Below are 19,972 nucleotides of genomic sequence, written 5' to 3' on the forward strand. Positions count from 1 at the left end.
CACCCAGCTCCGTTGTGGGCGCCGGCGGGCTCCCCTGTTGGTCTTCTGGTCAGTTTCGCTTCACTTCATCCGGATGACCACTTTGCCGGCACGCGCGCGGCCTTCTTCGACGTACGCCAGGGCTTCCCGGGTCGATTCGAACGCGAAGACCCGGTCCACGACCGGCCGGATCGTCCCGGCGTCGATGAGAGCGGTGATTTCGCGTAGTTGGTCACCGCTGGCCTTCATGAACAGAAACGAGTACGTCACGTGGCGGCGTCGGGCACTCTGCCGGACGCGGAAGCTCAACGCGGCCATTGCCAGCCGGATGACGGGACTGGCGCCCAGCTCTTCGGCGAAGGCGGGATCGGGTGGCCCGGCGACGCTGACTATCTTTCCACCCGGCTTCAGCACCCGCAGAGAGTTCTGGAGCGTCGCGCCGCCGACAGTGTCCAGCACGACGTCGTAGTTGTGCAGGTTCGTCTCGAACGCCTGCCTCTTGTAGTCGACCACAACGTCCACGCCCAGATCTTTGACCAGGTCAATGTTCGCGGTGCTCGTGGTCGTGGCCACGATCGCCCCCAGATGCTTGGCCAACTGGATGGCGATGGTGCCCACGCCTCCGGAGCCGGCATGGATGAGGACCTTCTGGCCCGGCCGCAGGTTCGCGCGCTCCACCAGGGCCTGCCAGGAGGTCAACGCGACCAGCGGGATGGAGGCGGCCTCCTGCATGGACAGCGTGGCCGGTTTGGTCGCCACGTCGTCCTGGTGGACGGCTATGAGCTCGGCGAACGTGCCGATCCGGTTCTGGTCCGGGCGTGCGTAGACCTCGTCGCCGATCGCGAACCGCGTAACACGCGCGCCCACCGCGGCGACCTCGCCGGCCAGATCGTTGCCCAGGACGAACGGGGCCCGGTACGGCAGGATCGCCTTGAGTTCCCCTTCACGCGTCTTGATGTCCAGCGGGTTGACGCTCGCCGCGTGTATCCGGACGAGGACGTCGTGATCGCCCAGGAGGGGCTCTGGCACCTCACTGGCATGCACAGTGTCAGCGCCCCCGTAGCGCTCGACCACAAATGCCTTCATCGTTTATCCCCTCTCGCTGCACGCCTCGCGTCAGCGCGAGATCTCTTGCCTGTCAGCATCCCGTCAGCCACGAGCTTCGGGTCGGTCATGGACGCTACCTGCTGAGTATAGGAAAGTAAACTCAGCATGTATGATGTGGGCGTGGCCACTGACGCTGACCCGCTTCTCGATCGGGACACGACGAACTGCTCCATCGCCCGAACCTTGGAGGTAGTCGGCGAGAAATGGACGCTGCTGATCCTTCGAGAGGTCTGGTACGGCGCGTCCCGTTTCAGCGACTTCGAACGCACCTTGCGATGCCCCCGCAACCTGCTCGCCGAACGCCTGCGCAAGCTCGTCGAGCACGGCATCCTGGCCACCGAGCCGTATCAGGAGACCGGCTCCCGCAGCCGACACCGGTACGTGATCACACCCAAGGGCAACGACCTCGTACCCGCAGTGCTAGGACTGCTGCAGTGGGGTGACCGATACCGCGCCGACCCGGCGGGCCCCGCCATCACCACCCGCCACCGCAAATGCGGCGGCTACCTCGCCGTGCAGGTCCGATGCGAGCACGATCACCACGTTCCCGCCAACGAGATCGAAACCACACCCGGCCCCGGCTTTCGGATCAAGCAGGACCACTGACCCGGTCGGCCCTCAAGGCCGTCGGCGCATCCACTCACGGCACGATGCGCGGCGCCGTTGGCGATCCGGTCGTCTCGGTGGCACCCGCCGCACAGACGCAAAACCCGTGGACGGGGGTTCACCAAGGCCGGGTAGTTAGCGTTTCCGCGGCTTTGGCAAGGGTGTCGGCGAGCGTGGCGCGGAGGTGTAGAGGCCGGGGCCGATCGAGGATGAGGCGTTCTTGGCCCATCGCTAGGGCTGCCGGTACATGGTGTCCAGGGTGCGGCAGCCGCTTGGAGCGCTTTTTCCAGGATCCGGGGCAGGGCTGGACGGGGCCGATCTGGGTGCGCTCGGACCTGCCGCCCATCGATTTCACCGACCCCCGCGTCAAGCTCGTCGCCATGGGCGGGGGTGGCCTGCAAGACCTGATGCTCATCCACAGCGGCGAGGTCTCCTACTGGCCCAACCTCGGCCGTGGATACTGGGGCCCACGCATCCGAATGCGCAACAGCCCACACTGGCCATACGGCTTCGACCCCGAGCAGCTGCTGTTGGGCGACGTTGACGGGGATGGGCTGGCCGACCTGCACGGCCTCCTCTGGGGAGATCGCATGTCGAAACGGTAGGAGGTGACCCCCGAATGGGTTTCTGCGCGTCCCGCCGAGCGGGAGTCAGACCGCGGTCTGCGAACCACGTGTCGATTCCCATGCCTGGTAGGCGATCCAGAAGGCAGAGAGATCGGCTGACTTCTTGAGGTTCAAGCCGGTCAGGACCTCGATCTGTCGTAACCGATACGACAGAGTTTGCCGGTGAACGCGCAGTTCCTCGGATGTGTCACGCCACCGCCGATCGTTGCGCAGATACGCGAAAAGTGTCTCGCGTAGCGCTCGGGTTCTGGCGGTATCCTCCGCCAAGGGGCCGAGCACTCCGTCAATGTGAACCTGTCCGGGTTTGATGGACAGCTTCCTACTGAGTTTCTGCAGTCGTGACGGGGTTGTAGTTGTGACGGTAATAGATGGCCTCGAACTCTGCAGGCGGGCGATGGCCACAGGCCGTGTGCGGCCGGCGGTGGTTGTACCAGTCGAGGTATTCCAGCGTTGCCAGTTCCACGGCGTCGAGCCCGATCCACGGGCCGTGGCGGCGGATCAGCTCGGCCTTGAACATGCCGTTGAAGGACTCGGCCAGCGCATTGTCATAGGATTATCGCCGCGGCTTCCCACCGAGCTCACCGCGCCGGCCTGGGCCAGGCGCTCGGTGTAGCGAATCGACAGATATTGCTTGCACCCCGCGGTCCGAATGATGCACCAGCTGGGACAGGTCAGCGACGCCGGTCGGGTCGTGATGGCGGCGCCAGATGGCCATCTCCAGCGCATCCAGCGCCAGGTCCGTACGCAGGTGCGTGGCCAGCTGCCAGCCCACCACCATGCGCGAGTACACATCGATCACGAACGCCGCAAGGTTGGCCAGCGCGAGGACGGCCAGCCCTACCACACTGTGGCGGCCGAGCACGACGGGAGCGGCAGGGGCATCGTCGGGGGCGCGTATGCCCCTGGCAGCGGAGTCTGGAGGGCGTAACCCGATCGCGAGCGTGCCCGTTGCCGCCGCGAAGCCGATCGCCGCGAGCAGGTAGGACCCGCCCAGCGGGGGAAGCTCGAACCAGGCGGCCAGGTTGCCTGCTGGCGCGAGCAGGTTCGATCCGGCGACTGCCCCAGTAGTGGTCGCGACCAGTACGGACGCCATGGCCTGGCCGCGCCCGGTCGGGGAGGCAAGGTCAGCGGCGGCGTACCGGCCCAGCATCACCGTGGTGTTGCCCGCCCCGAGCAGCAGGCTGCCCGCCAGGACCAGTGGCAGGCTCGCGTACACGGCGGCGATGGTCACCACGACAAATCCGGCGAGCGCGACGGCCGCGCCGGTGCTCAGCGCGGCGCGGCGACCGCGATGGCTTGCCAATCCGGACAGCGCCAAGGCTGCGAGGGCGGAGCCGGCGACAAGCAGCGTCTGTGGCAGGCCCGCCATCGCGTCGGAGCCGGCGATCTCGCCGGCGAGCAGGGACCCGGCTGTGCCGGCGAGGGACTGCGCGAGCCCGCCCAGCACGCTGGCCGCCCACAGCACATGCAGGGCCCGGGTCGCTGTGGCGTCGCGGTGTGGTCGCGGTCCGGCCGCCTCTGGCTGCGGGCTGGCGCCCGGAGCGGTGCTCGTCATGATGACGGGCCCGGCTGAGCTGGGCGCGTGGGCTGGAGGTAGGGGCCGAGGAGTAGCGTCAGCTGGGCGCGGACTTGCTCGGCTGGACTGCCCTCGCCGGCCAGGCCCCAGGTGAGGAGCGCTCCGTTGTAGGCGGCGTGAATAGCCCGCGGTAGTTGGCCGAGATCACCTGAGATGAGCTCACCCGCGGCTTGGCCGGCAGCCAGGACGTCCGCGATGGCGCGCTCCACCGCGGCGGTGTAGTCGCCGCTGATCTGCTGGAACTGCGGGTCAGCCAGATCCAGCAACAGGAACGCCAGGTGGTTGGCGAACTCCTCCGAGCTGCGGATGCCACCGGCGATGCCGGCGAGAACGTCGATCAGAGCCATGGTGGGAGCGCTCGCGTCCTGAGCTGCGGCCACCTGAAGGGGCAAGGCATCGGCCCCGTGACGGGCCACCGCCAGCAGGACCCCCCGTTTGGACCCGAAGCGCTGCACCACGGTAGCCGCAGACAATCCCACCTCACGGCCCACCTCCGCCAGCGTCAGCCGAGCTGGACCCATACGCGCGATCACCCGGGCGGCGCCCGCCAGGACCTGTTCGTCACTCACCGTTCGCGGTCGTCCCATCGTCATGCAGACATAGTAAATGAATGATAGTTTATTATGTCGCCTGGCCCCCAGATAGATGGAGATGACCATGACGACCGCAACCCCCAACACCGCTTACGCAACCCCTGCGGACGAGGCCGCCGTCGCGGCCGCGGCCGAAGCGCTGCAAGCCCGCGGCTACCGCGTCCGCCGCGTGTCCGACGCGGCCGCGGCCCGGCAGGCGGCGCTGGACCTGCTGCCCGACGGCGCTGAGGTGTTCACCGCGTCTTCGGTGACCGCCGACGCGATCGGCCTGACCCAGGAGATCGACAGCTCCGGCCGCTACACCGCGACCCGACCAAAGTTGATGGCGATGGACCCCGCGACCCAGATGAGCGAGATGCGCCGCCTCGGTGCCGCCCCGCAGTGGGTGATCGGTAGCGTCCACGCACTCACCCACAACGGAGACCTTGTCATCGCCTCTGCAAGCGGCAGCCAGCTGGCCTCAATGGCCTACGGCGCCCAGAACGTGCTGCTCATCATCGGCGCCCAAAAGATCGTCCCTGACCTCGACACCGCCATGCGGCGCGTCCACGAGTACAGCCTGCCGCTGGAGGACGCCCGGGCCCGCTCGGCCTACGGCATGGGCAGCACCGTCCACAAGGTCCTTACCTTGCACGGCGACATCGAAGAGGGCCGCGTCCGCGTGGTGCTCGTCGACGAGCCGCTCGGTTTTTGACCCACCCGATCCGCGAAGGAAGACACACCACCCATGACGCCACCCCTTATCGGACAGGTTGCCCTCGTGGCCGGCGCCACCCGCGGCGCCGGGCGCGGCATCGCCGTAGAACTCGGCACCGCCGGCGCCACCGTCTACGTCACCGGCCGATCCACACGCACCGCCCGATCCGACCTCGACCGCCCCGAGACGATCGAGGACACCGCCGAACTGGTCACCAAGGCCGGTGGCATCGGCATCGCGATCCGCTGCGACCACACCCGCCCCGACGACGTCGCCGCCGTCATCGAGCAGGTACGCGCCGAGCACGGCCGGCTGAACCTAATGGTCAAACGATGTGTGGGGCGGCGACCCGCTCACCGAATGGGGAACCCCGTTCTGGCAACTCGACCTGGCCAAGCTCCAAGTGCTGTGGGAACGCGCCGTGCTCACGCACCTGATCACCAGCCAGCACGCGGTACCTCTCATGCTGGAACACCCCGGCGGCCTCATCATCGAGGTGACCGACGGCGACGGCACCCACTACCGCGGGAACCTGGCCTACGACCTGGTCAAGACCGCCGTCAATCGCCTGGCGCTGGCCCAGGCCGAGGAACTTCGCCCGCACGGCATCACCGCCCTCGCCGTCACCCCTGGGTTCCTACGCTCGGAAGCCATGCTCGACGGATTCGGCGTCACCGAGGCCAACTGGCGCGAAGCCGGCCAGCGCGACCCGCACTTCCTGGCCTCGGAGACCCCCCGCTTCATCGGCCGCGTCGTCACCGCCCTGGTTGCCGACCCTCACGTCGAACGCAAGAGCGGACAGGTATTGACTTCCTGGGATCTCGCTGAGGAATACAACGTGGACGACCTCGACGGCAGCCGCCCGCACTGGGGCCGCCACTTCACCAACAACATCCTCAACGCACCCGACTGACCATCGATTCACCGACAACCTGCAAAGGTGCGCCAGAACATCGGCGCCGCCGGGCGCACCTTCGCATGTGAATCTGTCATGAGACTTGAGCCCAGCCGGGCAGTGTCGGCGAGACAGATGTCTACGGCGCGCAGCAGCACGGCCCGTTGCTGTCGATGCGCCTACCGACGGTTTGACCGGAGATGTCGACGTACGGCCTATTGGCCGGGCTCTGGCAAAGTTTTCGTAGGCGGAGATCATCTTGATGCGATGAGCGGTCTGCCCGCGCAGCGGGCAGCCTTTGGTTGTTTTCTGTTTCGCCGGTACCTGCGACTCGATCATTGCCGCACGGTCCGACGGTTCTGCGGAGGACGACGCCGCGCTCCTCCTGGTTCGCGTCCACGCCCTGGACCGGTATAGGTGTCCAGAGGGCGGCTTCGCGTGGGGAGGGTGGCCGCTCGCGTGGCTCGTCCAGGGGCAAGCCAGTCGGAGGCTGATCGGCTTCTCCCCGTAGCGAATCGCGTTCGTCACCAGCTCGCTTGCCCGCACCAGGTCGCGTTCCGTGGCGGAGTGAATGGGGTGCACGGGGTGCGGCACGCCTCGCGAGTGGGTGCACAGTCGCTACATAGCTCCCACCACAACAAGACCAGAGACATCGATTGAGACCACGAGCACATCCGCCACTGCGATGGCAGCTCGACCAGTTCCCGCGACGCCGATGCCGGCCATCGCGCTGGCTGCCATCACCGACCCGGCCGCGATGCCCGTCAGTATCGAACCGTTCATCTCGGCAGCATCATTGCTGCTGGAACCTCCTACCCCCGGACTGGGAACTTACCGCCTTCCGACATGGGCCCGGATCGGGGGCACTCGGAGCCGTCCGATGAGCACCTGCACGTCCCACGCGCCGAGCTCAAGCGCCGTGCCGGCGGGTACGGAAGCGCCCTCCCCGACGTCGGTCAGCTCCGCGGGCACCTCGACGCGGGCGGGCTCCCAGCTCCAGTTGTGCAGGACGTGCACGCGGCGCCCGTCCGGGGACGTCCCGGTGGTCGCGGTGACGGAGGCCGGGAGGTCGCGCCATCCGCTGACCGGGGAGGGCGCCAGCCATGCGGCGAGCGCGCGGGCGAGGTCGCGGCCGGGGACCGTGCCGACGTAGGTGACGCGGCCCGCGCCGTGGTGGCGGGTGGTGATCGCCGGCCAGCGGCCGAAGTGCGGGTGGACGTAGGTGGCGAGCACGTCCGCTTCGGTGACGGTGAGGGCGTCGGCCCAGTGCGTCGCGGTCGCGTTGTCCGGCAGGTCGAGCAGGCCGCCGGGGGCGGCGCGCACCGGGAGGTCGCGCGTCAGGTTGCTGAACTCGTCGTAGCGGACACCCGCGGCCTCGACGAGGCGTGCGGGTGCGGGCTCCCGCCGCGCCCGGGCCTCGTGGTCGGCGTAGGCGCTGCGCGGGCCGAGGACCAGGTGACCGCCCGCGTGGGCGTAGGCCGCCAGCCAGTCGAGCGTCGCGTCGTCGACGACGTACAGCGCCGGGACGACGAGGACCGGGTGACGGCGCGCCGCCTCTTCAGGCGCCGTCCCGGGCCGCTCGCCGCGGGGGTCGTGCAGCTGGCGGGCGTGGACGATCCGCACCTGGCGGCCGGCGTCGAAGGCGCCCCGGTAGAACGGGTCGAAGATCCGGTGGTAGGCAGCCGCGTCAGGGCCGCCGCCGGCGGCCGGCAGCGGCGGATGCTTCTGCATGAGCCACTTGCTCGGCATCGAGTAGACCATCGTGATGTCCGCGTCCGGCTCCAGGCCGGCGACGAGTGGCCCGACGGCTTTCAGTTCCGCCCCGAGGCGAGACAGCTCCGCGTACGTGCGGCCGGGCTGGTTACTGTGCGGCAGGACCCCGCCCCAGTAGGTCTCGAAGCCGAAGTTCAGCGTGTGCCACTGCCAGTACTCGATCATCCGCGCCCCGCGCGCGATGTGCGCCCACGCGGCCTGCCGCCACTGGCCGTCGTAGGCCGGCCCATTGTCCCACGGCTCACCGATGTGCATGGCGTTGGTCTCGGTGACCAGGAACGGCTCCTGACGCGAGGAGAACATCCGGTCCGCGGTCTGGTACATCGACCACACCCCGGTGGTGACCCAGCGCTGCTCGACGTCGTCGGGGGTGCGGTCCGGCAGTTCCAGGGCGTCCTGCATGAAGTAGTACGGGTTGCCCGCCGCGACGTCGAGCCGGTCGGTCATCTCGTCGTCCTCGACCCCCGGGCGGGTGTAGGAGATGCACGTCGTGACGAACTGGCCGGGGCGGGCGTACTCGCGGACGAGGTCGGCCTGCCAGCCGATGAACTCGGTCACCTGGCGGGCCTGGAACTCCCGCCACGCGACGTCGTACTGCGGCTGGAGGTTGCCGTCCGGCGTCCACAGATCGGCCCACGTCGACAGGCGGTGCGACCAGTAGACCAGGCCCCACTCCCGGTTGAGGGTCTCGACGTCGCCGTACTTGCCGCGTAGGTGATCAATGAACCGCTGGAAGACGCCGTGGTTGTGCAGCAGGTGCAGGCCCGGCTCGTTGTCCACCTGGAACCCGATCATCGCCGGGTGATCGGCGTACCGGCCGACGACCTTGCGGATCACCCGCTCGGCGTGGAAGTGGAAGCCGGGGTGGGTGAAGTCGACCTCCTGGCGGGCGCCCCAGCCGAGGCGCTGCCCGGTCGCCTGCTCCCCCGTGATTTCCGGGTAGAGCCGGACCAGCCACGGCGGCACCGCGTACGTCGGCGTCCCCAGGATCACCGAGATCCCCCGTTCATGGGCGCCGTCGAGCACCGGCTCGAGCCAGTCGAGGTCGAACCGTCCGTTCTCCGGCTCCCAGGTGGACCACACCGACTCACCGACCCGGATGACGTTGAAATGAGCGTCGGCCATCAGGTCGAGGTCGGTTTTGAGCCGGTCCGGGGACGGCTGATACTCGTGGTAGTACGCGGCGCCGAAAAGGATGTGGGCGGGCAGAACCGCCATGGGGGCAACCTCCGAAGGATTGGACGTACGGGTCATTGCTTGACGCCGCCGGACGTCAGACCGCTCTGCCAGTACCGCTGCAGCAGCAGGAAGGCCACGACGAGGGGGATGATCGAGAGCATGGACCCGGTCACGACGAGCGCGAGCATGTCGCTGTTGGCACCGGCCCCACCGCCGACGGCCTGGGACGCCCAGGAGGCGAGGCCGACCGTGATCGGGTACAGGTTCGGGTCGTTGAGCATGATGAGCGGGAGGAAGTAGTTGTTCCAGGTGGCGACGAGCGTGAAGAGGACGACCGTCACCAGGCCCGGCGCCAGCAGCCTCATGACGATCTGGAAGAAGATCTTGGCCTCGCCGGCGCCGTCGATGCGGGCGGCCTCGAGGATGCTGTCCGGGACGGCGTCCTGGGCGTAGATGCGCATGAGGTAGAGGCCGAAGGGGCTGACGAGGGAGGGCAGAATGATCGCCCAGGGGGTGTTGACCAGCTCCACCTTCGCGAAGAGCAGGTACGTCGGGATGGCCAGGGCGGTGGTCGGCACCATGATGGCGCCGAGCACCAGGTTGAAGGCGGCGCGGTCGCCGCGAAAGCGGAACTTGGCGAACCCGTACCCGCCGGCGGCCGCCAGGAGCGCGGCCCCGAAGGCGCTGACGACGGCGTACAGGAGGGTGTTGAGCAGCCAGCGGGCGAAGACCCCGTCGTCGTGGGCGAAGGTCGCGCCGATGTTGGCCAGCAGTTGCGGGGTGCGCGAGAACCACAGCCCGAACGTCGTGAACAGGTCCTGGGTGCTCTTGGTGGCGGCGACGACCAGCCAGAAGAGCGGCAGGAGGAAGTACGCCAGCGCGGCCAGCATGGCGATCGTCAGCGGCGTGCTGTGCCGCCGGCGGGCCGGCAACCGGCGCCGGGCCCGGCCCACTCCTGCGGTGCTCGATGTTGCCGAGGTCATGGTGGTCATGCGGTCCTCCTGCGGTTGGCGGTGAGCAGGACGGCGTAGGAGGCGATCACGATGACCACCCCGAGAAGGAAGGACACCGCGGCCGCGTAGTTGATCTGCTGGCTGGTGAAGGCCAAGGAGTAGGCGTAGAGGTTGGCGGTGTAGGCGCTGTCGATGACGTCCGGGGCGAGGGGCTGCAGCAGCTTCGGCTCGTTGAACAGCTGGAAGCTGCCGATCACGGAGAACACCAGGGCCAGCAGGAGCGCCGGCCGCAGTGCGGGGAGCTTGACGCTCCAGGCGATCCGCCAGGCGCCGGCCCCGTCCATCGCGGCCGCCTCGTAGAGCTCCTGGGGGATGGCCCGCAGGGCGGCGTACAGCAAGATCATGTTGTAGCCGACGAACTCCCAGGTCACGATGTTCGCCAGGCTCCCGAGCATCCAGCCGTCGCTGAGGAAGGGCGGCGCGGGCAGGTCCACCGCCTTGCTCAGCTGGGCGAACGGGCCGTAGTCGGGCCCGTAGAGGTAGCCCCACATGAGCGAGGCGACGACGCTCGGGACGGCGTACGGGAGGAAGATGCCGAGCCGCACCATCCGCGCGAGCCGCATCAGCCCGCTGTCGAGCGCGAGCGCGAACAGCAGGGCCAGCAGCAGCATCACGGGGACCTGGATCACGAAGAACCTTGCGACGCGGAGAACCCCCTGGATGAGGAGCGGGTCCTGGACGGCGGTCAGGTAGTTCTCCAGCCCGACGAACGTCGTCCCGCCGATGAGCCGCTCCTGGAACAGGCTCAGGTAGGCGGCGTAGCCGAGCGGAGCCAGGAAGAGCACCAGGAAGAGCACCAGGAACGGGGCCACGAACAGCGGCCCCGCCGACCGTTTCCGGCCGCGACCGCGTCGGTGACGTGTCGCCGCTACTCGGCGCGGGTGTTCACGGGAGGCCGCGGGTATGGCGGTCATAGCCGGCCCTTTCTGCGGTGATGCCGGGTCCCGCACCGGAGTGCGGGACCCGGCGGCGGTCACTGGCCCTGGACGGTGAAGCCCTGGCTCTTGGCGAACGTGGTGATCCGCGTCTGCCACTGGTCGAGCGCGGCGGCGGTGTCGCTCTTGTCGGCGAGGGACTTGCCGACGGTCTCGGTCCAGTCCGTCACCACCCGGTCGAGGAACGGCGGCCACTGGAAGGAGAGGTTGACCGTGCCGCTGATGTCGGCGAACACCTGGTTGACCTGCTGGCCGCCGTAGAAGTCCGGCTTCTCGCCGACGTAACTCGGATCGGCGAGCAGCGCCTTCGTCGCCGGGAAGAAGAACTGCTTGGTGGCGAGCAGCTTGGCGCTCTCGGGGTCGCTGTTGATGAACTGGGCGAACATCGCCGCGGCGATCGGGTTCTTGGTCGTCCTGGTGACCGCGCTGGTCGAGCCGCCCCAGTTCCCGGAGACCGGCTTGGCCGCATCCCACTGCGGCAGCGGGGCCGCCCGCCACTTCCCGGCGGTCGACTTGGCCGCGCCGGACAGGAACACCGGCCCCCAGGCCGCGGTGATCCAGGTGACGTACTTGCCCTTGTTGAGCGCGGAGAACCACGGGTCGGTGAAGTCCGGCTCGACGCCGATGACGCCCTCCTTGGCGAGCCCGCCCCAGTACGTGGCGAGCTTCTTGGAGGTCTCGTCGTTGACCTTGATGGAGATGTCGCTCTTGTTAGCGTTAACGTAGGGCTTGGCCCCGGCCTGCCAGAGAAGGCCATGCCAGGCGGCGGCCTCGTTCGAGGCGAGGTTGGTCAGGTAGACGTCCGGATCGGCCGCGTGGAGCTTGCGTGCCGCGGCGGCGAACTCGTCCCAGGTCTTCGGCACCTGGATGCCGTGCTTGTCGAAGATGTCCTTGCGGTACAGCATGCCCATCGGGCCGGTGTCCTGCGGGATCGCCCAGACCTCCCCGCCCGCGCCGCTAACCTGCCCCCACGTCCAGTCGACGAACTTGTCCTTCAGCGCCGACGCCCCGTACGGCCGCAGGTCCAGCAGGCTGTCGGTGATCGTGAACGTCGGGATGTACTGGTACTCGATCTGCACGACATCGGGAGCGCCGGTGCCCGCCTTCAGCGCCGTGCGCAACTTGGTGTACTGCGGCACACCCTGGCCGGCGTTGACCACCTTCACCTTGACCGCCGGATACTTCTTCTCGAAGAGCGCGACTTCCTGCTGGATGTCCGGGACCCAGGTCCAGAACGTCAGCTCGGTCGGAGTGGACATCGCCTTGTCGATCTCGGCCTGGCTCACGACCGCGGCGGCGGAGGGGGCAGACGAAGCAGTGCCGCTGCCGGCGCTCTTGGCGGCGCCGCTGCCGCCGCCGCACGCGGCCAGCGCCACGCAAAGCGACATTGCTCCGGCGGTGGTGAGAACAAGCCGCCGGCTGATCGGAGGGTGACTGGATGGGGCCATGGGGAACTCCCGTCAATGGGCAAGGATGATCGGCACGCCTGACGACAGGCGGAGAAGGAGAAGGCGGATGTGGCTAGCAGGGGCTTGGGCTGGCTGATCGACGCTGGTCAGCGAGAGATCGCGCGCCCGCGTACCGGGGTCTTCCGGGGCGGGGGCGCGGTCGAGGCGCGGACGACGAGCTCGACCGGGTGGTCGGCCGCCGCGGGAAGGTCTGCGTGCGGTTGTTCGATGGCATGGACGAGGAGCCTGAGTCCCCCTGTCGCCACGGCGTCGAAGGGCTGACGCACCGTGGTGAGAGGGGGGGTCACGTACGCCGCGACGGGGATGTCGTCGAAACCTACGACGCTGGCGTCGTCCGGCACACGCCGGCCGGCCTCTAACAGTGCGCGGATCACGCCGATGGCCATGTCGTCGTTCGCGGCGAACACCGCCGTAACGTCGCCGTCCGAGGCCAGCCGACGGCCTGCCGCGTATCCGGACGCGGCCGACCAGTCACCCTCGACGATGGGCGGTTCGCCGAGGCCGCGGGCCGCCAGCGCCGCTCGCCACGCCCCGAGACGTTCTCTGGCCGCATACCAGCGCTGCGGACCGGCGACGTGATGGACGGTCGCGTGCCCCAGATCCAGCAGATGCTCGGTGGCCGCCCGGGCCAGTTCGTCGGAGCCGACACCCGCGGTCACCACGCGAGGGGCGGAGAAGGGCAGCGGAGTGCCGAAGACGAGAACGGGCACGTCGGCGCGGACGAGCTCCGCTCCCTCGTCGATCGGCTCGGAGATGACGATGCCGTCCACGCCCTGCTCCAGAAGCGATTCCACGGCACCGGCGATGCCCGACGGGTCGCCCTCCACGATGTTGACCAGGCGGAGCGCGTAACCCATGTCCCGGACGGCTCGCTCAATGCCGATGAGCAGCGAGGCGGGACCGTACAGGGCCGTCCCGAGCGACACCACGCCGATCGAACCACTCCGTCCGGAAGCGAGCGCGCGAGCCGCGTTGTTCAACCGATAGCCGAGCTGCGCGGCGGCGGCGAGCACACGCTGACGCACCTCGGCGGAGACGTACGGCTCGTTGTTGAGGACCCTGGACACGGTCTTCTGCGAAACGCCCGCCAGGCGCGCCACGTCCACACCTCGCGGCATGGAGCCGTTTCCGCCCCGCCTCACCTCTCGTGTCATGGTCACTCTCCCCATAGCTGCCGACCTCGCATCTGCCGAGGTCAGCTATATGACCGCGCAGTCATGTCTGCGCAGTCATATCTATGCAGTTGGGGAGGCGCACGTCAAGAGCCTGAAACACACCGTAACCTGCGCCCGCAAAGAAGGGAGTCGTCATGAACGACGCAGCCAAGGGTGGCCGTGCGCTGGTGGTCGGGCTCGGGATCGCGGGAATCGCCACCACGGTGCGGCTACGCCAGGTGGGCTGGGAGCCGGTGCTGACGCCGCGCTGCCGGACGATGTGGAGATCCGCTGCTCCACCACCGCGCCCGCCCCGCATCACCCAGGACGACTTCGCAGCGGAGGTCACCCTGCGCGACACCGCCTCCGGCGCCACCGTCACCGAGCACTTCGACCTGGTGGTGGGCGCCGACGGGCTGCGGCCGACCGTGCGCACGCCGGCGACGGCACCCCAGCCACAGCAGCTTGATCACGGCGTCGTCGCCGGGGAAGTGCCTGCGGGCCTTGGTGACGTTGCGCAGCTGGTGGTTCAGGGGCTCGCTCTATTATCTGTGGCAGCGCCGATTGCGGCCTCTGGTGACATCCGTTGCGCGGCGTGTGAAGGGGCCCTGTTAGCTGTGCCAAGGAGGACGCGGTGCCCGCCGTGGTGCAACTGCCGACCGGCCCGGGAGTGACGGTCGGACCGGAAACTGATCGTTCACCACCGTGGCGATCAGCACCGGCTCGGACGGCGGGGGCTCACCGCGCTGTTCTGGTCGAACCAACCTCTACGGCGCCTTCCGGCTCGACATGGCCGCGGGAGAAGCTGGCTTCGGCGGTGGAGACGGTCGCGGCCTTCGTGCCCACCACCGACGATGACGCGGCCGCGCAATGGCGGGCCACCTCCGGCGCGGGTGTGTCTCGTGATGTTCCTCAGGTGCGGGTCCAGCGCTGGTTGGCGCCGCCGTTGTAGTCCCAGATCTGCGCCTGCGTCCCGTTGGTCTGCGGTGCGCGCCGGTGATGTCCAAGCACCGGCCCGAGCCGACCCCCTTGACCGCATCGCCTGGGACCACATTCGCTACCGCCGCCATCCCCGGCTCAGGTTGTGCCGCGGACGTTCAGGCGCGGCGTCAGGACGGCGGGGGGTGGCAATTCACCGGAGAGGAGCCGGTCGACCTGGTGGACGGCCATTTCACCCAGCCGTCGCTTGTCCAGGTAGAGGGTGGTCAGTGGCGGGTCGAGCAGATCGGTGACGCCCAGCCCGTCGTAACCGACGAGTGCGCAGTCGTCCGGCACTCGGATGCCGAGCCGGCGGGCGGCCTGGAGCGCGCCGATCGCGACGATGTCGTTGAAGGCGAACACGGCGGTGAGGTCCGGGTGCGCGGCGTGCAGCGCCTCGAACGCGGCGGCGCCGCCGTCCAGGGTCTGCTCGCCCACGATTCTCCAGTGGTCGTCGATCGGCAGGGCGTGTTCCTCGGCGACCTCGGCGAAGACGCGGCCTCGGACCAACGGGTCACAGAGCGACTCGCAGTCGATCATGCCGATTCGGCGGTGCCCCTGGTCGATGAGGTGCCGCATCCCGGCCCTGATCCCGGCCTCGGTGTCGACCTCGACCAGCGCGTAGGTCGATGAGTCCATCCCGCGGTCGACGATGACCAGCGGCACGGAGCCCACGTACGGCTCGAGTTGTGCGTCGGCGTGGCTGAGGTAGCTGACGAGCGCGTCGACCTGCCCTCCGAGCGAGCGGAGCAGGGCCAGCTCCCGGGGCGGGGTGTTCTCGGTGCTGGCCACGAGCACCTGCCAGCCCCGCTGGTCCGCGGCCGCGAACACCCCTGCCATGAACTCGGGGAAGAACGGGTTGACCACGTCGGGCACGATGAGCCCCACGGTCACGACTTCAGGGCGGACCAGCCCCCGGGCGAACCGGCTGGGCCGGTACCGCAGCCGCCGGGCAACGTCGAGCACCCGACGCTGGGTCTCCGGGTCGATCTCTCCCTTGCCGTTGATCGCCCGCGAGACCGTCTGGTGCGACACGCCCGCCGCCTTGGCGACATCGCGCAGCGTGACGCGCTTGACGGTCCCCGTGCCGAGGGAGTCCCGCCCCGGCTGCCCTTCCGTTTCTCGTTGTCCAGCCACGCCGCCTGCACACTCCGTTTCCTCGTGCTGCCCGTGTCCCAAGTCAAGCAGGTTCACCGCAGGTCCGTGGTCTCTGCCCGCCACCGCGCCGCGACCTGGGGCCCTCGCCGAGCAGCCCCATGGATCGCGAGCCGCTTGAGGTCGGGCATTGACGGGAGCGATCCGGTGAGCCAGAATCCGTTACCGTTCACGTTAACGGTAACGGAGGATGGGTGCACCCCCAGCGCGAACCGTCCCCTGCCCAGGCCTCCCGCCGCCGTGGGCGTCGGCCCCGCGTTCGCCCGCAGCCTGCGCGCCGCATACGTCCGCAGGCCGCGGACGATGTGCAGCCCGATAGACCTAGGAGACAGATGTCTTTCCGCACCACTACAGCCATCGCCTACGTTGAGGACGTCTCGCCGGGCAGCGGGGCACTGCCGCCCCGCGCCTGGTATGCAGGCTCGGACGCCAGGTCGCTCTCTCTGAACGGGAGTTGGCGCTTCCGTCTGTCACCGACGGCCGACACCGAGGACGACTCGTTCGCCGAGCCGGGATACGACGCGGGGAACTGGGCCGAGGTGACCGTACCCGGCCACTGGGTCCTGCAGGGCCACGGCTCTCCCGTCTACACCAACCATCTCTATCCTTTCCCGGTCGACCCGCCGCGTGTTCCGACGGAGAATGCGACCGGTGATCACCTGCGCGTCTTCGACCTGCCGTCCGGCTGGCCATCGGATGGCCAGTCGGTGCTCCGCTTCGACGGCGTGGAGTCCTGCGCCCGGGTGTGGCTGAACGGCACGGATCTCGGCGAGTTCAAGGGCTCGCGGCTCCCGCACGAATTCACGGTCGGGCATCTGCTCAGGCCGAGTGGCAACGTGCTGGCGGTCCGGGTTCACCAGTGGTCGGCCGGCTCCTACCTGGAGGACCAGGACCAGTGGTGGTTGCCAGGCATCTTCCGTGACGTCACGCTGCTGCATCGCCCGGCCAGCAGCGTCCTCGACTTCTTCGTGCACGCCTCCTTCGACCACGTCACCGGCGAGGGCACGCTGAAGGTCGACTCGGACGTGCACGGCCGGATCACCGTGCCCGCGCTCGCGATCGATGTCGCCACCGGCGAGTCCGTGACCGTCCCCGTCGATCCGTGGACCGCCGAGACACCGAAGCTGTACGACGGCGTGCTGGCCACCGAGGGCGAGCGCGTACCGCTGCGGATCGGCTTCCGCACGGTCGTCCTCGAGGACGGCCTGATCAAGGTCAACGGAAGGCCCGTCCTCTTCAAGGGCGTCAACCGGCACGAGTGGCACCCGGAGCAGGGCCGCGCGCTGGACCTGGAGACCATGCGCGAGGACGTGCTGCTGATGAAGCGGCACAACATCAACGCCGTCCGCACCTCGCACTACCCACCGCACCCGGCCTTCCTCGACCTGTGCGACGAATACGGACTGTGGGTCATCGACGAGTGCGACCTGGAGACCCACGGCTTCACCGAGCAGTCCTGGCGCGACAACCCCGTCGACGACGACCGCTGGACCCCGGCCCTGCTCGACCGCGCGGCCCGCATGGTCGAGCGCGACAAGAACCACCCGTCGGTCGTCATGTGGTCCCTCGGCAACGAAGCCGGCACCGGACGTGGTCTGACGGCCATGGCCGCATGGATCCGCAGCAGGGACTCCTCACGGCTCGTGCACTACGAGGGCGACGGCGACTGCCGTGACACGGACATGTACTCACGGATGTACGCCTCCCCCGCCGAGGTGGAGCGCATCGGCCAGGAGCTGGACGGCGGCACGCACAAGCGGCGGCGACTCCCCTTCATCCTGTGCGAGTACGCGCACGCCATGGGCAACGGCCCCGGCGGGCTCGCCGACTACCAGCGGCTCTTCGAATCGTACGAGCGGCTCCAGGGCGGCTTCGTCTGGGAGTGGATCGACCACGGGATCAAGCACGCCGATCTCGGCTACGCCTACGGCGGTGACTTCGGCGAGGAACTGCACGACGGGAACTTCTGCTGCGACGGACTGGTGTTCCCGGACCGCACGCCCTCACCGGGGCTGCTCGAGTACCAGAAGGTGATCGAACCGGTGCGCATCGAGGGCGACGGCACGGACGGCACCGTGCGGGTCACCAACCGGCACGACTTCGCCGACCTGTCCGCGCTCGCCTTCGATTGGTCGTACCAGGTGGACGGCGAGACCGTCGAGGCCGGCGCTTTGCCGGTGCCGGCGCTCGCACCCGGCGAGTCCGTCGACCTGACGCTGCCCGAGCCGCCGGCCGATACGCGCGGCGGCGAGAGGCAGTGGACGATACGGGCGCTGCTCGCGACGGACACCGCATGAGCACCGAAGGGCCACCCGGTGGCGTGGGGCCAGCTCCCCGCGGCCGCACGCCAGGCGCCATCCGTCACGGCCTCCCACCGGCCCGTCCTCGGCGAGCGGCAGATCACCCTCGGACCGGCCACCTTCGCCCCCCGCACCGGTGCCCTGACGTCGATCGGCAGTGTGGCGGTCGACGGGCTGCGCCTGGACGTCTTCCGGGCGGCCACCGACAACGACAACGGCACCTCCTGGCGGGACGGCGTGTGCTTCGGCTCGCTGTGGCACACATTCGGCCTGCACCGGATGCGGCACCGCCTCGACTCCGTCGAACTGGGCGACGACGCGCTGACCGTGCGGACCAGGGTGGCGCCCGCTGCCCGCGAGGCCGGCCTCGCCACCGTCTACCGATGGACCTCCGACGGCACCCGGCTCAAGCTGACCGTTTCCGTGACGCCCGAGGGCGACTGGCAGGTGCCGCTTCCCCGGCTCGGCATCCGGTTCGGGCTCGCGGACTCGACGGACCGTGTGCGATGGTTCGGCGGCGGTCCCGGTGAGGCGTACCCGGACACCAGGTCGGCCTCCATGCTGGGCCGTTGGGAGTCCACAGTCGACGAGCTGCAGACACCGTACGTCCGCCCGCAGGAGAACGGCGCCCGCGCCGACGTCCGCTGGGCCGAGATCGGCGGCCTCAGGATCGAGGGCGACCCGGAGTTCTGGTTCAGCGCGCGGCGCTGGACCAACGAGCAGTTGGACACCGCCGCGCACCGCACCGACCTCACGGCCGGCGACCGGGTGTGGGTCAACCTCGACCACGGCCAGCACGGTATCGGCTCGCAGTCCTGTGGGCCCGGCCCGCTGCCGCGGTACCACCTGCCGGCTCAGCCTGCGGAGTTCTCCTTCTCCTTCCTGCACATCAAGTGACTGACAGGTCGTGGAGTCGCCCGCCGACGGCCGGCTCTTCACTTGTCCGGCCGCGGTCGCGTCCTGTGTCGGGTTCATCCTCATCGGCATGCTCCAGGCCCTCTACGGCCCGCCGGTCCCGGGCCTGCGGGAGCAGTACGGGCTGACCCCGTCAGGCGCGGGACTGGGCCTGAGCCTGCACTTCGCGGGAGGGCTCGCGGGGGTCCTCGCCTTCAACGCCGTGCACGCCCGGATCAGCAACAGGGGGATGGTCGGCGGGGCCGGCCCGGTCTTTCACCGGGGATGCCGGCGTTGATCACCGTGTTACAGAAGGTGGAGAATCTGACGGACCGGGCCACGACCGGCGCGCCGACGAGACCTACAACTACATGAACGGGTCCGCGGGGTGGGGCGACGCCGCCGTCATCGTGCCCTGGCAGACCTACCTCGCCTACGCCGACGAGCATCCGTCCCCGGCCCGGCGGCGGCCTCACCCACGCCGCCGCCCGCCTGCGCACCCCGTACGGCCTGGCCGTCTCGTCCTGGCGCATCGCCGACGGTGACATCACCGTGGAGGCGGTCGTCCCGCCCAACACCATCGCCCATGTGACGCTGCCCGGCGGGAACCCGATCACCGTCGGCTCCGGCACCCACCGCTGGAGTGCCCCGCACGCCGACGCCCGCGCCGATTCCGCGCCGCTGACGCTGGACAGCACGTTGGGTGAGGTCGCCGACCGGCCCGGCGCGCTGCGCGTGCTCACCGACGCCATCGTCGGCCATCTGCCCGAACTCGCCGAGCACGTAAAAGCCGGGCTCGGCGCGGCCGCCCAGAACATGACCGTTCGCGAGGCGATCGCGCTGATCCCGGGCGGCGAGCACCTGCCCGCCGAAATCGAGGCCGGATTCGCCCGCCTCAGCGGGGACTGATGGAGGCAGGACTCACGACGTGCCGCCAGCGAGGTCCCGCCCAGCGAGCGCATGATGGGGTCGATGTCGAAGCCCCCTCTCCCGGGTGGAAACGGTCGGCCAGCCACGTCGCCTGGAGCGGCGACGATCAGCAG

Annotated in this window: 21 protein-coding genes and 1 pseudogene; 10 read left to right on the forward strand and 12 right to left on the reverse strand. The window is 69.1% G+C overall.

The window, feature by feature from the left end; all coding sequences use genetic code 11:
• Nucleotides 1-60: 60 nt before the first annotated feature.
• The gene (locus tag ABN273_RS35415) at nt 61-1,065 is read right to left on the reverse strand and encodes an NADP-dependent oxidoreductase (RefSeq protein ID WP_349453463.1); all 1,005 of its coding nucleotides are present in this window, start codon (nt 1,063-1,065) and stop codon (nt 61-63) included.
• A 141-nt stretch (nt 1,066-1,206) separates the two neighbouring features.
• On the opposite strand from ABN273_RS35415, the gene ABN273_RS35420 reads away from it, so the two are divergent.
• Both ABN273_RS35420 and ABN273_RS35425 read left to right on the forward strand, forming a co-directional pair.
• Nucleotides 1,207-1,692, forward strand: a complete 486-nt coding sequence (locus ABN273_RS35420) for a winged helix-turn-helix transcriptional regulator (protein WP_349453464.1) — start codon at nt 1,207-1,209, stop codon at nt 1,690-1,692.
• A gap of 272 nt (nt 1,693-1,964) precedes the next feature.
• Nucleotides 1,965-2,297 (forward strand): hypothetical protein, encoded by a 333-nt coding sequence (locus ABN273_RS35425; RefSeq protein WP_349453465.1) that lies wholly within the window; start codon nt 1,965-1,967, stop codon nt 2,295-2,297.
• Between the two features lie 45 nt (nt 2,298-2,342).
• Here ABN273_RS35425 and ABN273_RS35430 read toward each other — a convergent pair whose 3' ends face one another.
• Genes ABN273_RS35430 through ABN273_RS35445 form a run of 4 tightly spaced genes read right to left on the reverse strand, consistent with a single transcriptional unit; the run spans nt 2,343 to nt 4,487 of the window.
• Nucleotides 2,343-2,597 (reverse strand): PucR family transcriptional regulator, encoded by a 255-nt coding sequence (locus ABN273_RS35430; protein ID WP_349453466.1) that lies wholly within the window; start codon nt 2,595-2,597, stop codon nt 2,343-2,345.
• A gap of 40 nt (nt 2,598-2,637) precedes the next feature.
• Nucleotides 2,638-2,856: an integrase core domain-containing protein gene (locus ABN273_RS35435; RefSeq protein ID WP_349453551.1), complete on the reverse strand. Its 219-nt coding sequence runs from the start codon at nt 2,854-2,856 to the stop codon at nt 2,638-2,640.
• A gap of 15 nt (nt 2,857-2,871) precedes the next feature.
• Complete coding sequence (locus ABN273_RS35440; protein WP_349453467.1) at nt 2,872-3,873, reverse strand: MFS transporter; 1,002 nt, start codon at nt 3,871-3,873, stop codon at nt 2,872-2,874.
• Nucleotides 3,870-4,487, reverse strand: coding sequence for a TetR/AcrR family transcriptional regulator (locus ABN273_RS35445; protein WP_349453468.1), 618 nt, complete (start codon nt 4,485-4,487; stop codon nt 3,870-3,872). Before ABN273_RS35445 ends, ABN273_RS35440 begins: the two co-directional genes overlap by 4 nt.
• A gap of 64 nt (nt 4,488-4,551) precedes the next feature.
• Between ABN273_RS35445 and ABN273_RS35450 the strand changes: the two genes are divergently transcribed.
• The 3 genes and pseudogenes from ABN273_RS35450 (at nt 4,552) to ABN273_RS35460 (ending at nt 6,097) form a co-directional block, all read left to right on the forward strand.
• The gene (locus tag ABN273_RS35450; protein WP_349453469.1) at nt 4,552-5,181 is read left to right on the forward strand and encodes an LUD domain-containing protein; all 630 of its coding nucleotides are present in this window, start codon (nt 4,552-4,554) and stop codon (nt 5,179-5,181) included.
• 33 nt (nt 5,182-5,214) lie between these two features.
• A pseudogene (locus ABN273_RS35455) lies at nt 5,215-5,454 on the forward strand (short-chain dehydrogenase); the annotation flags it as partial.
• A 64-nt stretch (nt 5,455-5,518) separates the two neighbouring features.
• Nucleotides 5,519-6,097 (forward strand): SDR family NAD(P)-dependent oxidoreductase, encoded by a 579-nt coding sequence (locus tag ABN273_RS35460; protein ID WP_349453470.1) that lies wholly within the window; start codon nt 5,519-5,521, stop codon nt 6,095-6,097.
• A gap of 600 nt (nt 6,098-6,697) precedes the next feature.
• Here the strand turns inward: ABN273_RS35460 and ABN273_RS35465 are convergent.
• The 6 genes from ABN273_RS35465 to ABN273_RS35490 form a co-directional block, all read right to left on the reverse strand.
• Complete coding sequence (locus ABN273_RS35465) at nt 6,698-6,862, reverse strand: hypothetical protein (RefSeq protein ID WP_349453471.1); 165 nt, start codon at nt 6,860-6,862, stop codon at nt 6,698-6,700.
• A 48-nt stretch (nt 6,863-6,910) separates the two neighbouring features.
• Nucleotides 6,911-9,070: a beta-galactosidase gene (locus ABN273_RS35470; protein ID WP_349453472.1), complete on the reverse strand. Its 2,160-nt coding sequence runs from the start codon at nt 9,068-9,070 to the stop codon at nt 6,911-6,913.
• 32 nt (nt 9,071-9,102) lie between these two features.
• Complete coding sequence (locus ABN273_RS35475) at nt 9,103-10,023, reverse strand: carbohydrate ABC transporter permease (RefSeq protein WP_349453473.1); 921 nt, start codon at nt 10,021-10,023, stop codon at nt 9,103-9,105.
• Nucleotides 10,020-10,856 carry a carbohydrate ABC transporter permease gene (locus ABN273_RS35480; RefSeq protein ID WP_349453474.1) on the reverse strand — a complete coding sequence of 279 codons (837 nt, stop codon included), beginning with the start codon at nt 10,854-10,856 and terminating at the stop codon, nt 10,020-10,022. The genes ABN273_RS35475 and ABN273_RS35480 overlap by 4 nt, the downstream gene beginning before the upstream one ends.
• Before the next feature lie 161 nt (nt 10,857-11,017).
• Nucleotides 11,018-12,367, reverse strand: coding sequence for an extracellular solute-binding protein (locus ABN273_RS35485; protein WP_349453475.1), 1,350 nt, complete (start codon nt 12,365-12,367; stop codon nt 11,018-11,020).
• A gap of 167 nt (nt 12,368-12,534) precedes the next feature.
• On the reverse strand, nt 12,535-13,602 hold the full coding sequence (locus tag ABN273_RS35490) for a LacI family DNA-binding transcriptional regulator (protein ID WP_349453476.1): 1,068 nt from the start codon (nt 13,600-13,602) through the stop codon (nt 12,535-12,537).
• A 155-nt stretch (nt 13,603-13,757) separates the two neighbouring features.
• On the opposite strand from ABN273_RS35490, the gene ABN273_RS35495 reads away from it, so the two are divergent.
• Nucleotides 13,758-14,276 carry a hypothetical protein gene (locus ABN273_RS35495; RefSeq protein ID WP_349453477.1) on the forward strand — a complete coding sequence of 173 codons (519 nt, stop codon included), beginning with the start codon at nt 13,758-13,760 and terminating at the stop codon, nt 14,274-14,276.
• Nucleotides 14,277-14,679: 403 nt separating this feature from the next.
• On the opposite strand, the gene ABN273_RS35500 is transcribed toward ABN273_RS35495, so the two are convergent.
• Nucleotides 14,680-15,717 (reverse strand): LacI family DNA-binding transcriptional regulator, encoded by a 1,038-nt coding sequence (locus ABN273_RS35500; protein WP_349453478.1) that lies wholly within the window; start codon nt 15,715-15,717, stop codon nt 14,680-14,682.
• 350 nt (nt 15,718-16,067) lie between these two features.
• Here ABN273_RS35500 and ABN273_RS35505 point away from each other — a divergent pair, with 350 nt between their 5' ends.
• The 4 genes from ABN273_RS35505 (at nt 16,068) to ABN273_RS35520 (ending at nt 19,838) form a co-directional block, all read left to right on the forward strand.
• Nucleotides 16,068-18,032: a glycoside hydrolase family 2 TIM barrel-domain containing protein gene (locus tag ABN273_RS35505; protein ID WP_349453479.1), complete on the forward strand. Its 1,965-nt coding sequence runs from the start codon at nt 16,068-16,070 to the stop codon at nt 18,030-18,032.
• A gap of 18 nt (nt 18,033-18,050) precedes the next feature.
• On the forward strand, nt 18,051-18,932 hold the full coding sequence (locus ABN273_RS35510) for a beta-galactosidase small subunit (RefSeq protein WP_349453480.1): 882 nt from the start codon (nt 18,051-18,053) through the stop codon (nt 18,930-18,932).
• A gap of 88 nt (nt 18,933-19,020) precedes the next feature.
• Nucleotides 19,021-19,227: a hypothetical protein gene (locus ABN273_RS35515; RefSeq protein WP_349453481.1), complete on the forward strand. Its 207-nt coding sequence runs from the start codon at nt 19,021-19,023 to the stop codon at nt 19,225-19,227.
• Nucleotides 19,228-19,376: 149 nt separating this feature from the next.
• Nucleotides 19,377-19,838: an alpha-L-rhamnosidase C-terminal domain-containing protein gene (locus ABN273_RS35520; protein ID WP_349453552.1), complete on the forward strand. Its 462-nt coding sequence runs from the start codon at nt 19,377-19,379 to the stop codon at nt 19,836-19,838.
• The last annotated feature ends 134 nt before the right edge of the window (nt 19,839-19,972 follow it).

Origin of the sequence: Nonomuraea sp. B19D2 (genome assembly GCF_040137845.1) — a bacterium.
In the GTDB taxonomy this organism is placed as follows: Bacteria; Actinomycetota; Actinomycetes; order Streptosporangiales; family Streptosporangiaceae; genus Nonomuraea.

Coding starts and splice junctions, on each gene's coding strand:
- ABN273_RS35485 (WP_349453475.1), bottom strand. CDS start 12,367: ATGTCGCTTTGCGTGGCGCTGGCCGCGTGCGGCGGCGGCAGCGGCGCC.
- ABN273_RS35495 (WP_349453477.1), top strand. CDS start 13,758: ATGAACGACGCAGCCAAGGGTGGCCGTGCGCTGGTGGTCGGGCTCGGG.
- ABN273_RS35515 (WP_349453481.1), top strand. CDS start 19,021: ATGCTCCAGGCCCTCTACGGCCCGCCGGTCCCGGGCCTGCGGGAGCAG.
- ABN273_RS35505 (WP_349453479.1), top strand. CDS start 16,068: ATGTCTTTCCGCACCACTACAGCCATCGCCTACGTTGAGGACGTCTCG.
- ABN273_RS35490 (WP_349453476.1), bottom strand. CDS start 13,602: ATGACACGAGAGGTGAGGCGGGGCGGAAACGGCTCCATGCCGCGAGGT.
- ABN273_RS35470 (WP_349453472.1), bottom strand. CDS start 9,070: ATGGCGGTTCTGCCCGCCCACATCCTTTTCGGCGCCGCGTACTACCAC.
- ABN273_RS35445 (WP_349453468.1), bottom strand. CDS start 4,487: ATGACGATGGGACGACCGCGAACGGTGAGTGACGAACAGGTCCTGGCG.
- ABN273_RS35415 (WP_349453463.1), bottom strand. CDS start 1,065: ATGAAGGCATTTGTGGTCGAGCGCTACGGGGGCGCTGACACTGTGCAT.
- ABN273_RS35465 (WP_349453471.1), bottom strand. CDS start 6,862: ATGAACGGTTCGATACTGACGGGCATCGCGGCCGGGTCGGTGATGGCA.
- ABN273_RS35440 (WP_349453467.1), bottom strand. CDS start 3,873: ATGACGAGCACCGCTCCGGGCGCCAGCCCGCAGCCAGAGGCGGCCGGA.
- ABN273_RS35450 (WP_349453469.1), top strand. CDS start 4,552: ATGACGACCGCAACCCCCAACACCGCTTACGCAACCCCTGCGGACGAG.
- ABN273_RS35475 (WP_349453473.1), bottom strand. CDS start 10,023: ATGACCACCATGACCTCGGCAACATCGAGCACCGCAGGAGTGGGCCGG.